Here is a 16,978-nt window from a genome sequence, read left to right on the forward strand (position 1 = left end):
CTACCGGCCTGCGCGGGAGACGAGCTCGAAGGTGAGGGGCTCGGAGGAGTTCGGATCGATGACGAATCCCTGGCCCTCCTCCTCGGCCCACGTCCCGTCCGGCTGATCGACGTGGGCCACGACCAGCGTGATGCGCGGTCGGGGGAGCCGTCCCCGATCCGCCGGCGGGTCGTGCCTCTGGATGTCGAGGACCCGGACCAGGGTCTCGGGCACGCCGACGAGGCAGGTGTCCCCGGCCGACAGTTCCCAGGGCTTCGGCTCCGTGTGGAACACTCCCTGCCACCACTCGAGGGAGTCCGGGTCGGTCGGCATGGCAGTCTGGCCGTCCCACCGGTATCGCGACTCAGGGTCGATCTCGGCCCACGGCCAGACGATGAACGCATGGCTCCCCGCGACCCTGGCCACCTTCGCGGGGGTCCACGGGCAGGTCACGCGCAATATGTCGCCCACGCGGTAGGAGGGGTTCTCGGTCGCTGTCGTGTCCACCCGCGCATCGTAGGGCGTCACCCCTCCCACACGCGGCGCAGCCAGTCCAGTTGCCGTCGCACCTGCACCGCGTCCCCGCCCTCGTGCCCGTTGTACGGATAGGCGTGGATCTCGGTGGGCGGGGTGGCGCCGGACAGCTCGCCGTAGCGGTTGAAGGCGGCGTACGCGCCGCTCGGCGGGCAGACCGTGTCGCGCAGGCCCACGCCGAAGTGGGCCGGGGCGTGGGCGCGGCGGGCGAAGGAGATGCCCTCCAGGTAGGCGAGGGTGCGGTAGGCGGCCCGCTCGGCGCCGCGGTGGACGGCGAGGTACGCGGAGATCTCGCCGTACGGGCTCGCGTCGGTGAGGTCGAGGGCACGCCGGATGCCGCACAGGAAGGGGGCGGTCACCAGGGCCGCCGCCAGGTCCGGGACGAGCCCCGCGACGGCCAGGGCGAGGCCGCCGCCCTGGCTGTTGCCGGCCGCCGCGACCCGCCCGGCGTCCACCCCGGGCAGCTCCCGGACTGCGGCGACCGCGCGCACCGCGTCCGTCACCAGGCGCCGGTAGTGGTAGTCCCGGGGTGCTAGCAGGCCCCGTACCGCAGGGCCCGGGCCGCCGGGTGAGGCGGCGTGCGGATCGGGGGTGGCGCCGCCGTTGCCGTACTGGTCGCCCTGGCCGCGGTTGTCCATCAGCAAGTGCGCGTACCCGGCGTTCACCCAGGTGAGGCGCTCGTGCGGGAGGCCGCGGCCCCGGCCGTAGCCGGCGAACTCGACCACCGCGGGGAGGGGTTCGGACACGTCGGCGGGTCTGCTGAACCAGGCGCGCACCGGATCGCCGCCGAAGCCCCGGAAGGTGACGTCCCAGGTCTGCGTCAGCGTCAGGCCGTTCTCCACCGGCCGGACCGACACCAACGGGTCCTGCTGCGCGGCCTCTTTGAGGGTGTCGCGCCAGAACTCGTCGAAGTCGGGGGGCTCTTCGGGGAGTGGCCGGTGGTGCACCAGATCCGTCAGTGGCAGATCGAACGCGGGCACGGCACACCTCGCAGGAATCGGACGACAGAGGGAAACTTGCGGAGTTCTACCCCGTCCGACGGCACCTCCAACTCTCCACATCCACACCAGGAGGGCGCTGCTGAACCCATTGACAGCGCTTTCTCCCTGCCTTTAAGTTGCCGCGAAGTTACCGGTAAGAGCTCGAAAGTTTCGGTTCCCGTGCCTCCATCCTCCGAGAGGACCGAGCATGAGCACCTCCACCAAGTCGGCCTCTCCGCCCGATGTGCACGACCCGCCCGGCCCCACCCCGGCCAAGGTGCCCTCGTCCCGCACCAGTTGGCGGCGCGCACTGCGCCGCGACTGGCAGCTGTACTCACTGGCCCTGCTGCCGCTGCTGTTCTTCCTGGTCTTCCGCTATCTGCCGATGCTCGGCAACGTGATCGCGTTCCGGCGCTTCCAGCCCGGCGGTTCGATCTTCGGCGAGCAGTGGGTGGGCCTGCGGTACGTCGAGATGTTCCTCAACGACCCCACGTTCTGGCAGGTGTTCCGCAACACCCTCTGGATCGGCGGCCTCACGCTCGTCTTCTGCTTCCCGATCCCGATCGTGCTGGCCCTGCTGCTCAACGAGGTGCGCCGCAGTTCCCTGAAGCGCTTCGTGCAGTCGGTGTCGTACCTCCCGCACTTCCTGTCGATCGTGATCGTCGCCGGCATCACCATGCAGATGCTCGCCACGGACGGCCCGATCAACCACGTCCTGGGCTGGTTCGGCCACGACCCGATCCGCTTCATCCAGGAACCCGAGTGGTTCCGCACGATCTACGTCGGCTCCGAGATCTGGCAGACCGCCGGCTGGGGCACGATCCTCTACCTCGCCGCTCTCACCACCATCGACGAGGACCTGTACGAGGCCGCGCGCATCGACGGCGCCAACCGCTGGCAGCAGATCTGGCACGTCACCCTGCCCGGCATCCGCCCCACCATGATCACGCTGCTGATCCTCAACATCGGCACCTTCCTGGCGGTGGGCTTCGAGAAGGTCCTGCTGCTCTACAACGCGCTGACCTACCCGACGGCCGACGTGATCTCCACCTACGTCTACCGGACCGGCGTGGAGTCCAACAGCTTCAGCTACGCCGCCGCCATCGGTCTGTTCGAGGCGATCATCGGCCTGTTCCTGATCGTCTCCGCCAACCAGCTCTCGCGCCGCACAGTGGGGACCAGCCTGTGGTGAAGCCGAGCCGTTCCTACCGGGTCTTCCAGGGCGTCAACGGGGTGGTCCTCTCCCTCGTGGTGCTGGTGACCCTGTACCCCTTCGTCAACATCATCGCGAGGTCCTTCAGCGGCGAGCGGCAGATCCGCGCCGGTGAAGTCACCCTGTGGCCCAAGGGGTTCAACCTCACCACGTACAAGATCGTGTTCCAGGACTCGATGTTCTGGCGGAACTACGGCAACACCGTGCTCTACACGGTCGTGGCGACCGCCGTGGCCATGGTCCTGACGACCTGTTACGCCTACGTCCTGTCGAAGAAGCACCTCAAGGGCCGTACCGCGCTGGTCGGCATCGCCGTGTTCACCATGTTCTTCACCGGCGGGCTGATCCCGCAGTACGTCCTGATCACCAGCCTCGGACTGAAGAACAGCGTCTGGGCCATCGCCCTGCCCAACGCCATCAGCGTCTTCAACCTCCTGGTGATGAAGGCCTTCTTCGAGAGCCTGCCGACCGAGCTGGAGGAGGCCGCGCAGATCGACGGCCTGAGCACCTACGGCATCCTGCTCAGGATCGTGCTGCCGCTGTCCAAGGCGGTCGTCGCGACGATGGTGCTCTTCTACTCGGTGTCCTTCTGGAACTCCTGGTTCAGCGCGTTCCTCTACATGGACAGTTCGGATCTGATGCCGGTCACCGTCTACCTGCGGAACATGATCCAGGGCGCCACCGGCGGCTCCAACGCCGGCGCCACGACGGACCAGCTCAGCCAGGTCGGGGCGAACATCCAGGCGGTCACCATCGTGCTCACCGCGCTCCCGATCATCTGCGTGTACCCGTTCGTCCAGCGCTACTTCGTCTCGGGCGTGATGCTCGGCGCCGTCAAGGGTTGAAAGCTGACGCTCCATCGACCGACCTTCGGAACAAGGGAGTTCCCGTGCAGAATCCAGGGCAGTTGTCGCGGCGTCAGATCCTCGCCGCCGCCGGTTTCATCGGTCTCGCCTCGCTCACCGGCTGTGGCAGTGGTGAGGACGGAGGCGACTCCAAGGACCTCTCCAAGAAGCAGGACGGCGCGATGAAGGAGTACCGCGCGGGCCAGCAGTTCAAGGCCGCCAAGGCGCTGTCCTTCTCGATGCTGCACAACAACAACCCGGTCTACCCGATGAAGAGCAGCTGGCTGTTCTGGAAGGAGGTCACCAAGCGCACCGGGATCACCATCAAGCCCCTCGACGTGCCGCTGGCCGACTACGAGAAGAAGCGCAGCGTCCTCATCGGCGCGGGCGACGCCCCCTTCCTGATCCCGAAGACGTACCACCCGGGCGAGGTCGCCTTCGTCTCCTCCGGCGCCATCCTGCCGGTCAGCGAGTACGTGCACCTGATGCCCAACTACCAGGACAAGGTCAAGAAGTGGCAGCTGGAGCCCGAGCTGGACTCCATACGCCAGTCCGACGGCAAGTACTACCTGCTGCCCGGCCTGCACGAGAAGCCCAAGGCCGGCTACTCGCTCTCCTTCCGCACCGACGTCCTCGACAAGCTCGGCCTCGCCCTGCCGGAGACCTGGGACCAGGTGTACGACATCCTCAAGGCACTCAAGGCGGAGTACCCCGACAAATACCCGTGGACCGACCGGTGGAGCACCAACACCCCCTTCCCGTGCGGGGCGTTGTTCAGCTACCTCGGAGCGGCGTACGGGATCAAGGCGGGCTGGACGTACGACAACATCACCTTCGACTCCAAGGCGAAGCAGTTCGTCTTCACCGGTGCGCTGGACGCCTGGCGTCAGATGGTCGAGTTCATGCGCAAGCTCGTCGCCGAGAAGCTGCTCGACCCGGAGAGCTTCACCCAGCAGGACGACCAGGCGGTGCAGAAGCTGCTGGCCGAGAAGTCCTATGTGATCAGCGCCAATCCGCAGGAGCTGGTGCAGAACTACCGCTTCAACCTGGAGAAGCAGGTCAAGGGCGCCAAGATCGAGATGGTGCCGGTGCCGCTCGGACCGGCGGGCCCGGTGGTGATCGGCGGTGTCCGGCTGGAGAACGGGATCATGGTCTCCAGCAAGGCCCTCAAGAGCGACAGCTTCGTCGCGATGATGCAGTTCGTGGACTGGCTCTGGTACTCGGACGAGGGCCAGAAGTTCTGCAAGTGGGGCGTGGCGGGCACCACTTACACGGAGTCCGGCGGCCAGTACAAGCTGGAGCCCGGCATCTCCCTCATGGGCTCCGACCCGGACGCCCCGAAGGACCTCCAGAAGGACTTCGGCTTCTTCAACGGCGTCTTCACCTACGGCGGCAGCTGGGCCCTGGTCTCCTCCAACTTCAGCCCCGACGAGAAGAAGTTCCAGGACGTCATGGCCCAGCGCACCCAGCTGCCCATCGACCCGGCCCACCCGTTGCAGTCCGTGGAACAGGAACAGGCGACGCTCTGGGAGACCCCGCTCAAGGACCACGTCATCCAGAACACGCTCAAGTTCGTCCTCGGCAAGCGCCCGATGTCCGAATGGGACGCGTACGTCAGCGAGTTGAAGTCGAAGAACATGCAGCAGCTCGTCGACGTGCACAACAAGGCGTACGACCGGTTCAAGAAGGAGAACGGGTGATCCGCGTACCCGTAGAGGGCACGGGACGCCTCTCCGACGCCTGGCGCCACTGTGTCGGCACCGGCCGCGTCGAACTCGCCCTGCGCCGCGACTACCAGGACTCGCTGAAGCTCCTCCAGGACGAGATCGGCTTCCGGTACATCCGGGGACACGGGCTGCTGAGCGACGGCATGGGCGTCCACCGGCCTTACGAGTGGGAGGGCGCACGGCGCGTCCACCACTCGTTCACCTACGTCGACCAGGTCGTCGACGCCTACCTCGCCCTCGGCATCCGCCCCTTCCTCGAACTCGGCTTCATGCCGGAGGGGCTGGCCTCGGGGGAGCGGACGATCTTCTGGTGGCGCGGCAACGTCACCCCGCCCCGCTCGCACCAGGAGTGGGCGGCGCTCGTGAAGGCGACCCTCGCCCACCTCGTCGACCGCTACGGCCTCGACGAGGTACGTACCTGGCCCATCGAGGTCTGGAACGAGCCCAACCTCCCCGACTTCTGGGAAGGCGCGGACGAACAGGCCTACCACCGGCTCTACGAGGTGACCGCCGGGGCGGTGAAGGAGGTCGACGCCTCGCTCCAGGTCGGCGGCCCGGCCATCTCTCCCGGCGCCGACGAGTGGCTGGACCGCTTCGCCGAGTTCACCGAGCGCTACGACGTCCCCGTCGACTTCGTGTCCAAGCACGCCTACACCTCCGGACCCGCCCGGCACGTGCCGTTCGGCACGCACCAGACCCTGGGGCCCGCGCACGGCCTGCTGGACCAGTTCGCCACGCCCCGCGAGCGGCTGAAGGGCACGCGGCTGGCCGAACTGCCCGTCCACATCACGGAGTTCAACTCCTCCTACCGCCCCGACAATCCGATTCACGACACCGCCTTCCACGCCGCTTACCTGGCCCCCGTGGTGGCAGCCGGCGGCGACCACGTCGACTCCTTCTCCTACTGGACGTTCAGCGACATGTTCGAGGAGGTCGGACCGCCGACCGCGCTCTTCCACGGCGGCTTCGGGCTGCTCACCCACCGGCAGGTCCGCAAGCCGACCTATCACCTGTACGCCTTCATGGCCCGGATGGGGCGGGAGTTCCTCCGGCGCGGCGACGACCACCTGGTCACCCGGTACCCGGACGGCCGCGTCACCGTCCTCGCCTGGGCGCCGGTCGACGCGAGCGGCGGCACACCGGGCCCCGACCGGCACCGCCTGCGCCTGTCGGTGCCGGTGGGTGACACGGCGGAGGCGTTCGTACGACGGTCCGGCGTGGACGAGGAGCAGGGCAACGCCCGCACCGCCTGGCAGCGGATGGGGAGCCCCCGCTCACCCCGGCCGGACCAGCTCGACGTACTCCACGAGGCGGCCGAGCCCGCGCGACGGCATCTGCGGTTGCCGGTCGAGGACGGCAGGGTGGGGCTGGATCTGACGCTGAACCGGCACGAGGTGACGCTCGTCGAGGTCAGCGCGGTCGTGGAGGAGGCGCCGCCCTGGGCGGGCGAGCGGAGGCTGCTGGGAGGCGACCCGCGATGAGCGCACCGTCCACCGCCTTCGGGGTCGGCCCCCTCTCCCGGGCCGCCGCCCTCCTCCACACCCTGGTCACGGTCGAGGCACTCTTCCTGGTCGCCGCCGCACCAGGGCTGGCCGGCTTCCTCCTGCTCGGCCCCGACCCCGCCAACCTCCCCCTCGCCGCCCTGTGTCTGCTCCCGGTCGGCCCGGCCGCCTCCGCAGCCCTCTACGCCCTCCACCACCGCGACCGCGACCTCGCCGACCTCCACCCGGCCCGCACCTTCCGGCGCGGCTGGCGGCTCAACGCACCGGCCGTCCTCAGGCTGTGGGCGCCGCTGCTCGGCTGGCTCACGGTCATCGCGTTCACGCTCACCCACTTCTCCGCGACGGGCCTGCCCGGCTGGTGGGCGCTGCTGCTCGCGGCGATCGGCCTCGGCTCCCTCCTGTGGGGTGCCCACGCACTCGTGCTGACCTCCCTGTTCAGCTTCCGTACCCGCGACACCGCCCGCCTCGCCGCGTACTTCCTGTTCCGGCACGGCCGCTCCGGCCTCGCCGCCGCGTCGCTGCTCGTCCTGACGGCCGCGGGGACCGCCCTGCTGACCGAGGCCCTGCCCGCCCTGCTGGCCGCCCCGCTGCTGCTGTCCCTGCTGCACGGCAGCCGCGCGGTGATCGCCGAGACCCAGGAGGAGTTCACCGTATGACCCGCAAGATCCGGTACGGCGGCGACTACAACCCCGAGCAGTGGCCGGAGTCCGTCCAGGACGAGGACCACCGCCTGTTCACGGCGGCCGGCATCGACACCCTCACCGTCGGCGTCTTCTCCTGGTCGCTCACCCAACCCGCCGAGGACACCTACGACTTCACGGCCCTGGACCGCATCCTCGACCGCGCCGCCGCCGAGGACCGTCAGGTCTGCCTCGCCACCGGCACCGCCGCCCTCCCGCCCTGGCTCGCGAAGAAGTACCCCGAGGTCAACCGCACCGACTTCGAGGGCCGCCGCCACCGCTACGGCCAGCGCCACAACTTCTGCCCCAGCTCACCGGCGTACCGCCGCCTCGCCACGGCCCTGGCGGCCCGGCTCGCCGAACGCTACGCGGACCACCCGGCGTTGCTCGCCTGGCACATCAACAACGAGTACGGCGGCGTCTGTTACTGCGAGCTGTGCGCGGAAGCCTTCCGGGGCTGGCTGCGCGACAAGTTCGAGGGGGACCTCGACGCCCTCAACGACGCCTGGTGGACGACCTTCTGGTCCCACCGCTACACCGACTGGGCCGAGATCGAGCCCCCCAGCGCCCTCACCGAGCACTGGCGCGGACCCGACCACACCGCCTTCCAGGGCATCACCCTCGACTACTTCCGCTTCACCACCGACGCCCTGCTGGGCTGCTTCCTCGCCGAGAAGGAGGTGATCCGCGCCCATGACCCCGAGACCCCGGTCACCACCAACTTCATGGGCATGTTTCGCCCCCTCGACTACCACCGCTGGGCCCCGCACCTCGACTTCGCCTCCTGGGACAGCTACCCGCCCTTGGACGCCCCGCCGACCTGGCCCGCCCTCGCCCACGACCTGATGCGCGGCCTCAAGGACGGCGCCCCCTTCTGGCTCATGGAGCAGACCCCGTCCACGACGGCCTGCCGTGACGTCAACCCCCTCCGCCGACCGGGGGAGTTGAGGCTGGCCACCTTCCAAGCGATCGCCCACGGCGCCGACGCCGCCCTCTACTTCCAGATGCGTGCCTCACGCGGCGCCTGCGAGAAGTACCACGGCGCGGTCATCGGCCACGCGGGCCGCGACGACACCCGGGTATTCCGTGAAGTGGCCGCACTGGGCCGGGACTTGGCGGGGCTGGGTGACGCCGTACTGGGCGCCCGTACCCCCGCCCGCACCGCCCTGGTCTTCGACTGGGACAGCTGGTGGGCCCTGGAGATCTCCGACGGACCCTCCCGCCTGGTCAAGTACCAGGAGGTCGTCCACGCCTACTACCGCGCCGCCCGCGAGGCCGGCGCCGACGTGGACGTCGTCCCGCAGACCGCCGACCTGACCCCGTACGACGTGGTCCTCGCCCCCGTCCTGCACCTGGTCAAGGGCGACCTCGCCGAGCGCCTCGAAGCGGTGGCGGAACGCGGCGGTACCGTCCTGACCACGTTTCTCTCCGGCCGCGTCGACGAACACGACCGCGCCTTCCTCGCCGACGTCCCCGGCCCCCTCGCCTCCCTCATGGGCATCCGGATCGACGAATGGGACTCCCGTCCACCGGGGTTCATTCAACCCATCCCGGAGCTGGAGTCGGAGGGGCGGCTCGTCTTCGAGATCGTGCAGCTCCGAGGCGCCGAGACGGTCGCCACGTACGGCACGGACTTCTATGCCGGAATCGCCGCAGTGACCCGCAACCGGTACGGGCTGGGCGAGGGCTGGTACGTCGCCACGGCCCTGGACCAGCCGGGCGTCGACCAGGTGGTCCGCCGCGTCCTGTCCCGCCACGATCTGATCGGCCCCTACATCGAGCACAAGGGCCTGGAGGCCGCGACCAGGATCGCCCCCGACGGCACCCGTCTGCTGTTCCTCCTCAACCACACCGAGGAAGCGGCCCACTTGAAGGCCTGCACCTCCGCGACCGACCTGCTCACCGGCAAACAGACGGAGGCGGGCGCCCCGTTCACCCTCGACCCCAGGGGCGTCGCCGTCCTACGCCTTCAGTAGAAGGTCCGACCACGCCCGTCCGGCACCCCCGACTTCCGGAAGAAGTAGCTGTTCACCTGGTCGCGCCACTCGCGGGCACCGCGGAGCTGCTCCTTGAACCGCTCCGCCACCCGCGCGTGGCGTTCGGCGTCCACCAGATCCACCAGCGAGGCCCACACCCGCTGGGCGGCCTCCACCTCCTCGACGCCCTCGAAGTGGGTGTCGTAGATGTGCTGGATCACCGTCTTCCCACTGTGCAGCACATGCCCGTACGGCACGTGGTGGAAGAACAGCAGCAGCTCGTCCGGGCAGGTCTCCGGCGACTCGTACAGCTCCGCCCAGGGCTTGGCGTACCGCGCGGCGTACCCCGTGCCCGTCGCCGCGCTACGGTCGACGCCGACACCGTCCCGGTCGGCGAAGTGGTAGGTCCCCCACGGGCTGTACTCGTACCCGTCCACGCTCGGCCCGTAGTGATGACCGGGCTGCACCATGAACCCGACTCCGAGCGGCGCGGTGTACTTCTCGTACGTGCGCCACGACCCCTCCAGCACCGCACGCACCCCCGCCGTCGCCTCAGCCGTGAAGGTGAGCCGGATCCACTCGTCGAGGATCTCCAGCGGGTCCGCGTCCGGCCGCCACGCCAGCCGCCCGAAGGTGTAGAGGTTCGCCTGGGCCAGCGGATGCCCGGTCCAGAACGGGTCGTCGCCGACGTTGGAGACGGCGACCAGGGCGTCCGCGAGCTCCCCCACGGCCGCTCCCTCGGGCCGGAACCGCAGTACCTCGCTCCACATCGGGCCCAGCCAGCACACATGCCGCTGCTGCCCGGTGTACTCCTGCGTCGCCTGGAGCTCCACCGCGAGCCGCGTGCCCGGCATCGCGCCGATCAGCGGTGAGACCGGCTCCCGCACCTGGAAGTCCATCGGCCCGTGCTTGACCTGGAGCACGGCGTTCGGCGCGAACTCCCCGTCCAGCGGCACGAAATGGTCGTACGCGGCCCGCGCCCGGTCCGTCGTCCGGTCCCGCCAGTCCTGGCGGTGGTCGTAGACGAACGCCCGCCAGTGGACCGTACCGCCGTGCGGTGCGAGGGCGGCGGCCAGCATGCCGGCCCCGTCCGCGTGCGTGCGGCCGTACGCGAACGGCCCCGGCTGCCCCTCCGAGTCGGCCTTCACGACGTACCCGCCGAAGTCCGGTATCGCCTCGTACACCCGCGCCGTCGCCTCCGCCCACCACGCCCGCACCTCCTCGTCGAGCGGATCGGCCGTCGCGAGCCCGCCGAGGACCATGGGAGCGGCGAAGGTGACCGACAGATGGGTCCGGATGCCGTAGGCCCGCATTGCGCCCGCGATCTCGGCGACTTCATCGATCCGGTCGGTGAGCAGACGCGCCTCGACCGCGTGCACGTTGACGTTGTTCACGGCCATGGCGTTGATCCCGCAGGACGCGAGCAGCCTGGCGTACGCCGTGACGCGCTCCAGGTCCCCGCGCGCCCGCCCGTCCCGCCAGAACAGCGAGCCGCCCGCGTACCCCCGCTCCACCTGCCCCATGACCGGGTGCACGGCCACGTTGTCCCAGTGGTCCAACATCCGCAGCGCCAACTCGGGCCGGTGTGAGCGGCGTTCACAGGAGCCGTCAAACGCCGCCGCCCCGAGCCGTACGACATGGAAGAAGCCGTGGAGGAGCCCGGCGCCGCCGGACGCCGTGACGGTCGTACAGCCGTCACGGCGCTCGTAGGTGAACGCCTCGCTGTCGTCCTCGCCGGTCAGCTCCAGCACCAGATCGGCGTCGCCGTCCGGTACGACAGCACCGCCGAACCGTGCGCAGGCCCCGGCCACTTCACGGCGCACCGTGTCGACGAGTGGACCCGCCCCGCGGACGAGGGTCCGCCGGGTGCCGATGTGCCGGAACACCCCGTCCGACAGCCAGGCGGCATCGACACCCCGCATGAGACCTCAACTCCCTTTCTCAGGCCAGTAGTTCGACCTCGGACAAAGTGGCCTCGCCGTCCAGGACGAGGCGGTACCTCTCGTACGTACCCGGTGACCCCACCGTGAACGCGCGTGTCTGTCTGTCCCAGGCGAAGGACTCACCGGTCCGCTTGTCGAGCGTCTTCCACGAGGTCCCGTCGGCCGATCCCTGAAGGACCCAGCCGTCGGGCGCCTTCGCGCGATCCGCGGGCGAGGTGAGCGTGTACTGCACGGCTCGGACGCCCTTGGCCACCGGCAACTCGGTTCCTGTGAACGCGACTTCGGTCGCCGAGGTGTTGTCGAAGAGCCCGCCCTCGCCCTTCAGCACATCCGCCCGGGGCGTCGGCACCTTGTCGTTCTTGGTGATGGACACCGGCGCCGCCTTCGCGCCCGTGCCCCAGGACGAGGGCCGCGGTCCCATGTCGAAGGTCAGGGAGCCGCCCTTCGAGAGCAGCGAGTGGGGGAGCGAAGTCGACGTCCAGGTCAGGCCGTTGACCTTCAGGCCCTGGACGTACACATTGCGGGCACTGTTCCTCGGCGCGCTGACGACGAGGTCCCGGCCGTTCTCCAGATGCACGGTCGCCTTGGTGAACAGCGGCGATCCGACGGCGTACTCCCCACTGCCCATCACCAGCGGATAGAAGCCCAGCGCCGAGAACAGGAACCACGCCGACTGCTCGCCGTTGTCCTCGTCGCCGTGATAGCCCTGCCCGATCTCGCCGCCGGTGTACAGCCGGGACAGCACCTCACGGACGTTGCGCTGGGTCTTCCAGGGCTGCCCGGCCGCGTCGTACATGTAGTTCACATGGTGGGCGACCTGGTTGGAGTGGCCGTACATGCCCATCCGGACGTCCCGGGCCTCCGTCATCTCGTGGATGACCCCGCCGTAGGAGCCGACGAAGTCCGGGGAGGCCGTCTCCGGCGTGGCGAAGTACTCGTCGAGCTTGTCGGCGAGCCCGCGCCGGCCGCCGTACAGGTTGGCCAGGCCCCGGCTGTCCTGGGAGGCGGTGAAGGCGTACCCCCAGCCGTTGGTCTCGGTGTAGTCGTAGCCCCACACCCGGGGGTCGTACGTGGACGACTCCACGCGCCAGTCCCCGTCGAGATCCCGCCCCTGGAAGAACCCGGCCCCGGTGTCGAAGAGGTTGACGTAGTCCTGGGCCCGGTCGAGGAAGTACTCCGATTCCTCCCGGTACCGCTTGTCACCCGTCTTCTCGTACAGCGCCTTGCCCATCCGCGCGATGCCGTAGTCGTTGAGGTAGCCCTCCAGCGCCCACGACAGACCCTCGTGCGTCTCGGTGCTCGTGTAGCCGAGGAAGGGGGAGGTCTCCATCCCCTTGCGGCCCACGCCGGACGTCGGCGGCACGACTGTCGCGTTCTTCAGGGCCGCCTCGTAGGCCGACCTGGCGTCGAAGTCGACGCCCTTGACGTACGCGTCGGCGAAGGCGACGTCCGAGGAGGTGCCGGTCATCAGGTCCGCGTAACCGGGGGAGGACCAGCGGGAGGTCCAGCCACCGTCCTTGTACTGCTGGACGAACCCGTCGACCATCTCGCCCGCCTGAGTGGGCGTCAGGAGCGAGTACGCCGGCCAGGTGGTCCGATAGGTGTCCCAGAAGCCGTTGTTGACGTACACCTTGCCGTCCACGACCTTCGCGCCGGTGTGCGTCGGGGTGTCGGGACCCGGCATCGGGGAGAAGGGGGACGCGTACCGGTACGTCGAACCCACCTTCTCGAAGCCCGAGTTGGGGTACAGGTACAGCCGGTACAGGCTGGAGTAGAGGGTCGTCAGCTGCTCCGGTGTCGCCCCCTCGACCTCGACCTTGCCGAGCAGCCGGTCCCACTGGCGCTGGGCGCGGTCCCGTACCGTCTCGAAGGCGGTGCCGTCCGGGATCTCCTGGCGCAGATTGTCCTTCGCCTGGTCGACGCTGATCAGCGAGGTGGCGAGCCGCAGGGTGACGGTCCGGTCCTTGAACCGCAGATAGCCCTTGACCCCCTTCGAGTCGCCCTCGACCACCGGCTGGTCGAAGACCCCGTACACGAACAACCGGGTCGCCCCCGTCGACAGCCCGGACTTCACGTCCGAGTACCCGGTGACCACCCCCGCCGCCTTGTCCAGCGTCAGCCCCGCCTGGTCGGTGACGTTGTCGAAGAGGACGCTCGCGTCGTCGCCGGGGTAGGTGAAGCGCAGTGCCGCCGCGTGGTCGGTGGGCGCCATCTCCGCCTTGAGCCCGTTCTCGAACCGCACGCCGTAGTAGTAGGGCCGCGCCGTCTCGTTCTCGTGCCGGAAGGCCAGCTCCCGAGCCTCGCGGCCGGTGTCCGGGACCCCGGCGGCCACGGAGGGCATCACCTGGAAGGTCTGCCGGTCGCCCATCCACGGACTCGGCTCATGGCTCGCGCTGAACGCCTGGATCGTCGGCAGGTTGTCGTCGTTGTTGGCCCGCGCGTAGTCGTACAGCCAACTCAGCGACCCCGCGTTCGTCACAGGCGTCCAGAAGTTGAAGCCATGCGGCACGGCCGTCGCGGGGAAGTTGTTGCCCCGGGAGAAGGCACCGCTGGAGTTGGTACCCCGGGTCGTCAGGGCATAGTCGGACAAATGGGCCCTGGGTCGCTCCGGTGCCACGGCCCCGATCCGTACGTCGTCCAGCCAGCCGCGGAACTTCGCCCGCCCGGTGGGGGAGTCGTACCCCACCAGGATCCGGTCGACCGTCTTCCCGGCCGCCACCGATCCGATCCGCGAGGACACGTCGTTCCACTGGTTGACGTACAGCACCTTCGCGGCGCCCTGCCCCCGAGGGCTCAGCTCGAACCCGTGCTGGTCCCGCGCCCCCAGGCCGCTCAGATACGTACCGTCGGTGAAGGCCAGGTCCACCCCCACGTTCGTCGCCGCGTAGTCCCGGTCGCCGTCCGCCATCGACGGGAACACGCGGTACGCGAGGCGGGTGTCCCGACCGACGGCCACGTCCACGTCGTAGACCTTGTTGTACGAGTAGGCGCGCCCCTCCGCCGTGTGCCGCCCGGCGTACCGCAGCGCCCGCTTCCCGGTGAAGCCCGCCCGCGCCTTTGCGGTGGGGGAGCCGTTCGGGCCGCGGTCGACCAGCGAGAGCATGTCCGGCGGAACGGGTCCGTTGCCGCCGCCCGTGGAGAACTGCACGTCGGCGAGTTGGAGGATGCCGTCGGCGCCGTTGTTCGCGGTGACGTCGAGGCGGAGGTGCCGGTACTCGGCTGGGTCGGCGAGATCGTAGGACTTCGTCTGGAACCGCTCGGCGAAGGACTCCCCGGCGCGGGTGTCGAGGGTCTTCCACTCCTTGCCGTCCGTCGAGCCCTTCAGGGTCCAGTCCCCGGGGTCGCGCTCGGCGTGGTCGTTGGCCGAGACAAGGGCGTACGTGGCCACCCTGGTGGGCTTGTCCAGGTCGAACTCGACCCAGCCGGTGGACGCGAAGGCCAGCCACTTGGTGCCGGGCTCGCCGTCGACGAGGTTCTCCTTCACCTCGCCGCCGCCGGTGTTCTCGGCGCTCGCGCGGACGTCCGTGACATGGTCGGTGACATTGCCCGGGATGCCGCTGCTGTAGCCGCCGTCGACCCCCGAGGCGTGCTCCACTGTGCTCAGCCAGTCCGGAGGCGGGTCGTCCGCCTCGAAGGAGGACGCGAACGCCGGGTCCGCGCCGGGAGCCTCGGGCAGGGCCGTCGCCGCGCCCTGTGAGCTCACCGCCAAAGCGAAGGCGGCCGTGAGAACGACCGCCGGACCTCGTCTGTACCGAGCTCTGTGCCGCATGGGCCAGTACCCTCCCTGCCATCGCGGACAACGTTGTCAGCTTCGATGCGCAAGGATCAGTAGTGGCCCAAGTGGTGAACGATGTCAAGGGTGTTGGGTGGGGCATTCGGGCGTAATGCCGAGGATATTTCCGGCGGTCAACGCACAGGCCGCACATATTTCCGTGAGGTCTCAACTCGGAAAAGACCCATGGCCAACCTTGCATTCGATCTTGCTCCACTGGCGGGAAGTGGACTATACCTGTCGGCGATTCACCGCACTTCCTGCACGACCCAGCGTGACCCGATCGCGGTGCCGGGGAGGATCCGGTTCACCGCCTGAGTCCTGGAGAAGGCGAGGACTTGAGCATGGGATCCACTTCCGCCGAGAACAGTGAAGGCTCCGTCGGCCGCCGCGATCTGATCAAGCGGTCCGCCGCACTCGGTCTGATCACCGTCCCCACCATGAGTTTCCTCTCCGCGTGCGCCAGCGGCGGCGGGGACGACAGTTCCGACAACGACACCGAGGGCAAGACGTCCAAGTCGAACCCCTTCGGCGTCAAGGACGGCACCAAACTCGACGTCGTCATCTTCAAGGGCGGCTACGGCGACGACTACGCCAAGGCCTGGGAGGCGAGCTTCAAGACCAAGTGGGGCGTCACCTCCACCCACACCGGCACCCAGGAGATCACCGGCAAGCTCCAGCCCCGGTTCAACGCGGGCAACCCGCCGGACATCGTGGACGACTCCGGCGCCCAGCAGATCCCGGTCGACGTGCTCCACAAGAACGGCCAGCTGCTCGACCTCGCCGTGGTCCTGGACGCCCCGTCCGTCGACGACCCGAACAAGAAGGTCCGCGACACCCTGATCCCCGGCACGCTCGACTCGGGCATGCAGGGCGGGAAGGTCGTCGCCCTCAACTACATCTACACGGTGTGGGGCCTGTGGTACTCCGGCAAGCTCTTCAAGGACAAGGGCTGGACCGAGCCCAAGACCTGGGACGAGTTCCTCGCCATCTGCAAGGACGCCAAGTCCCAGGGCATCGGCGGCCTCGCCCACCAGGGCAAGTACCCGTACTACATCAACGTCGCGATCATGGACCTGATCGCCAAGACCGGCGGCCTGGACGCCATGAAGGCCATCGACAACCTCGAGCCCAACGCGTTCGTGGGCTCCGAAGCCGCCGCGGCCGCCGTCGACGCGATCTACGAGGTCGTCGAGAAGGGCTATCTGATGCCCGGCACGAACGGCCTGACCCACACCGAGTCCCAGACCCGGTGGAACCAGTACAAGGCCGTGTTCATCACCAGCGGCTCCTGGCTGGAGAACGAGCAGCTCAAGACGACACCGGACGACTTCGACATGAAGTTCCTGCCGATGCCGCTGCTGCCCGACAGCAAGCTGCCCTTCGAGGCGATCCGGGCCGGCTCCGGGGAGCCCTTCATCATCCCGTCCAAGGCCAAGAACCTCCCGGCGGCCAAGGAGTTCATGCGGATGATGCTCTCCAAGGAGTGGTCGACGTCGTTCGCCAAGGAGGCGAACTCGCTGACCATCGTCAAGGACGGCGTCGACACCGGCGTCCAGCTGCGGCCGGGCACCCAGTCCACGGTCGAGGCGTCCAAGGCGGCCGGCGAGAACACCTTCCGCTACCTCTACACCGAGTGGTACAGCGAGATGGGGACGGCCATCGAGAACGCCTCCAACGAGCTGATGGCCAAGCGGATCCAGCCCAAGGAGTGGCTGAAGCGGGCCCAGGCGGCGGTGGACAAGCAGGCCAAGGACCCGGAGTCCAAGAAGAACCACCGGGACTGATCTCGCGAGGCCGACCGCGTTCCGGGCCGGAGGGATCCGG

Annotated in this window: 11 protein-coding genes; 7 read left to right on the plus strand and 4 right to left on the minus strand. The window is 68.9% G+C overall.

The features are described 5' to 3' along the window. Positions 1-486 carry a hypothetical protein gene (locus tag ABKA17_RS11335; RefSeq protein ID WP_353691832.1) on the minus strand — a complete coding sequence of 162 codons (486 nt, stop codon included), beginning with the start codon at positions 484-486 and terminating at the stop codon, positions 1-3. A 17-nt stretch (positions 487-503) separates the two neighbouring features. Continuing rightward, entirely contained in the window at positions 504-1,493 is a 990-nt protein-coding gene (locus ABKA17_RS11340) for an acetylxylan esterase (protein ID WP_353691833.1), read from the minus strand. Positions 1,494-1,701: 208 nt separating this feature from the next. Here ABKA17_RS11340 and ABKA17_RS11345 point away from each other — a divergent pair, with 208 nt between their 5' ends. The 6 genes from ABKA17_RS11345 to ABKA17_RS11370 are packed head-to-tail and all read left to right on the plus strand — an operon-like array spanning position 1,702 to position 9,436. Further along, on the plus strand, positions 1,702-2,685 hold the full coding sequence (locus ABKA17_RS11345; RefSeq protein ID WP_353691834.1) for an ABC transporter permease: 984 nt from the start codon (positions 1,702-1,704) through the stop codon (positions 2,683-2,685). Continuing rightward, complete coding sequence (locus ABKA17_RS11350) at positions 2,679-3,551, plus strand: carbohydrate ABC transporter permease (protein ID WP_353691835.1); 873 nt, start codon at positions 2,679-2,681, stop codon at positions 3,549-3,551. The genes ABKA17_RS11345 and ABKA17_RS11350 overlap by 7 nt, the downstream gene beginning before the upstream one ends. Before the next feature lie 44 nt (positions 3,552-3,595). Then, entirely contained in the window at positions 3,596-5,251 is a 1,656-nt protein-coding gene (locus ABKA17_RS11355) for an ABC transporter substrate-binding protein (protein ID WP_353691836.1), read from the plus strand. Then, positions 5,248-6,759, plus strand: coding sequence for a GH39 family glycosyl hydrolase (locus tag ABKA17_RS11360; RefSeq protein WP_353691837.1), 1,512 nt, complete (start codon positions 5,248-5,250; stop codon positions 6,757-6,759). The genes ABKA17_RS11355 and ABKA17_RS11360 overlap by 4 nt, the downstream gene beginning before the upstream one ends. Further along, positions 6,756-7,436, plus strand: a complete 681-nt coding sequence (locus tag ABKA17_RS11365) for a hypothetical protein (protein ID WP_353691838.1) — start codon at positions 6,756-6,758, stop codon at positions 7,434-7,436. The genes ABKA17_RS11360 and ABKA17_RS11365 overlap by 4 nt, the downstream gene beginning before the upstream one ends. Continuing rightward, positions 7,433-9,436: a beta-galactosidase gene (locus ABKA17_RS11370; RefSeq protein WP_353691839.1), complete on the plus strand. Its 2,004-nt coding sequence runs from the start codon at positions 7,433-7,435 to the stop codon at positions 9,434-9,436. Before ABKA17_RS11365 ends, ABKA17_RS11370 begins: the two co-directional genes overlap by 4 nt. Here the strand turns inward: ABKA17_RS11370 and ABKA17_RS11375 are convergent. Further along, positions 9,430-11,358 carry an alpha-glucuronidase gene (locus ABKA17_RS11375; protein WP_353691840.1) on the minus strand — a complete coding sequence of 643 codons (1,929 nt, stop codon included), beginning with the start codon at positions 11,356-11,358 and terminating at the stop codon, positions 9,430-9,432. The genes ABKA17_RS11370 and ABKA17_RS11375 overlap by 7 nt on opposite strands. 19 nt (positions 11,359-11,377) lie before the next feature. Beyond that, positions 11,378-15,148: a GH92 family glycosyl hydrolase gene (locus ABKA17_RS11380; RefSeq protein WP_353691841.1), complete on the minus strand. Its 3,771-nt coding sequence runs from the start codon at positions 15,146-15,148 to the stop codon at positions 11,378-11,380. A 347-nt stretch (positions 15,149-15,495) separates the two neighbouring features. On the opposite strand from ABKA17_RS11380, the gene ngcE reads away from it, so the two are divergent. After that, positions 15,496-16,938 carry an N-acetylglucosamine/diacetylchitobiose ABC transporter substrate-binding protein gene (gene ngcE / locus ABKA17_RS11385; RefSeq protein ID WP_353691842.1) on the plus strand — a complete coding sequence of 481 codons (1,443 nt, stop codon included), beginning with the start codon at positions 15,496-15,498 and terminating at the stop codon, positions 16,936-16,938. Positions 16,939-16,978: the final 40 nt, after the last annotated feature.

This window comes from Streptomyces sp. RG80 (genome assembly GCF_040446465.1).
Lineage (GTDB): Bacteria > Actinomycetota > Actinomycetes > Streptomycetales > Streptomycetaceae > Streptomyces.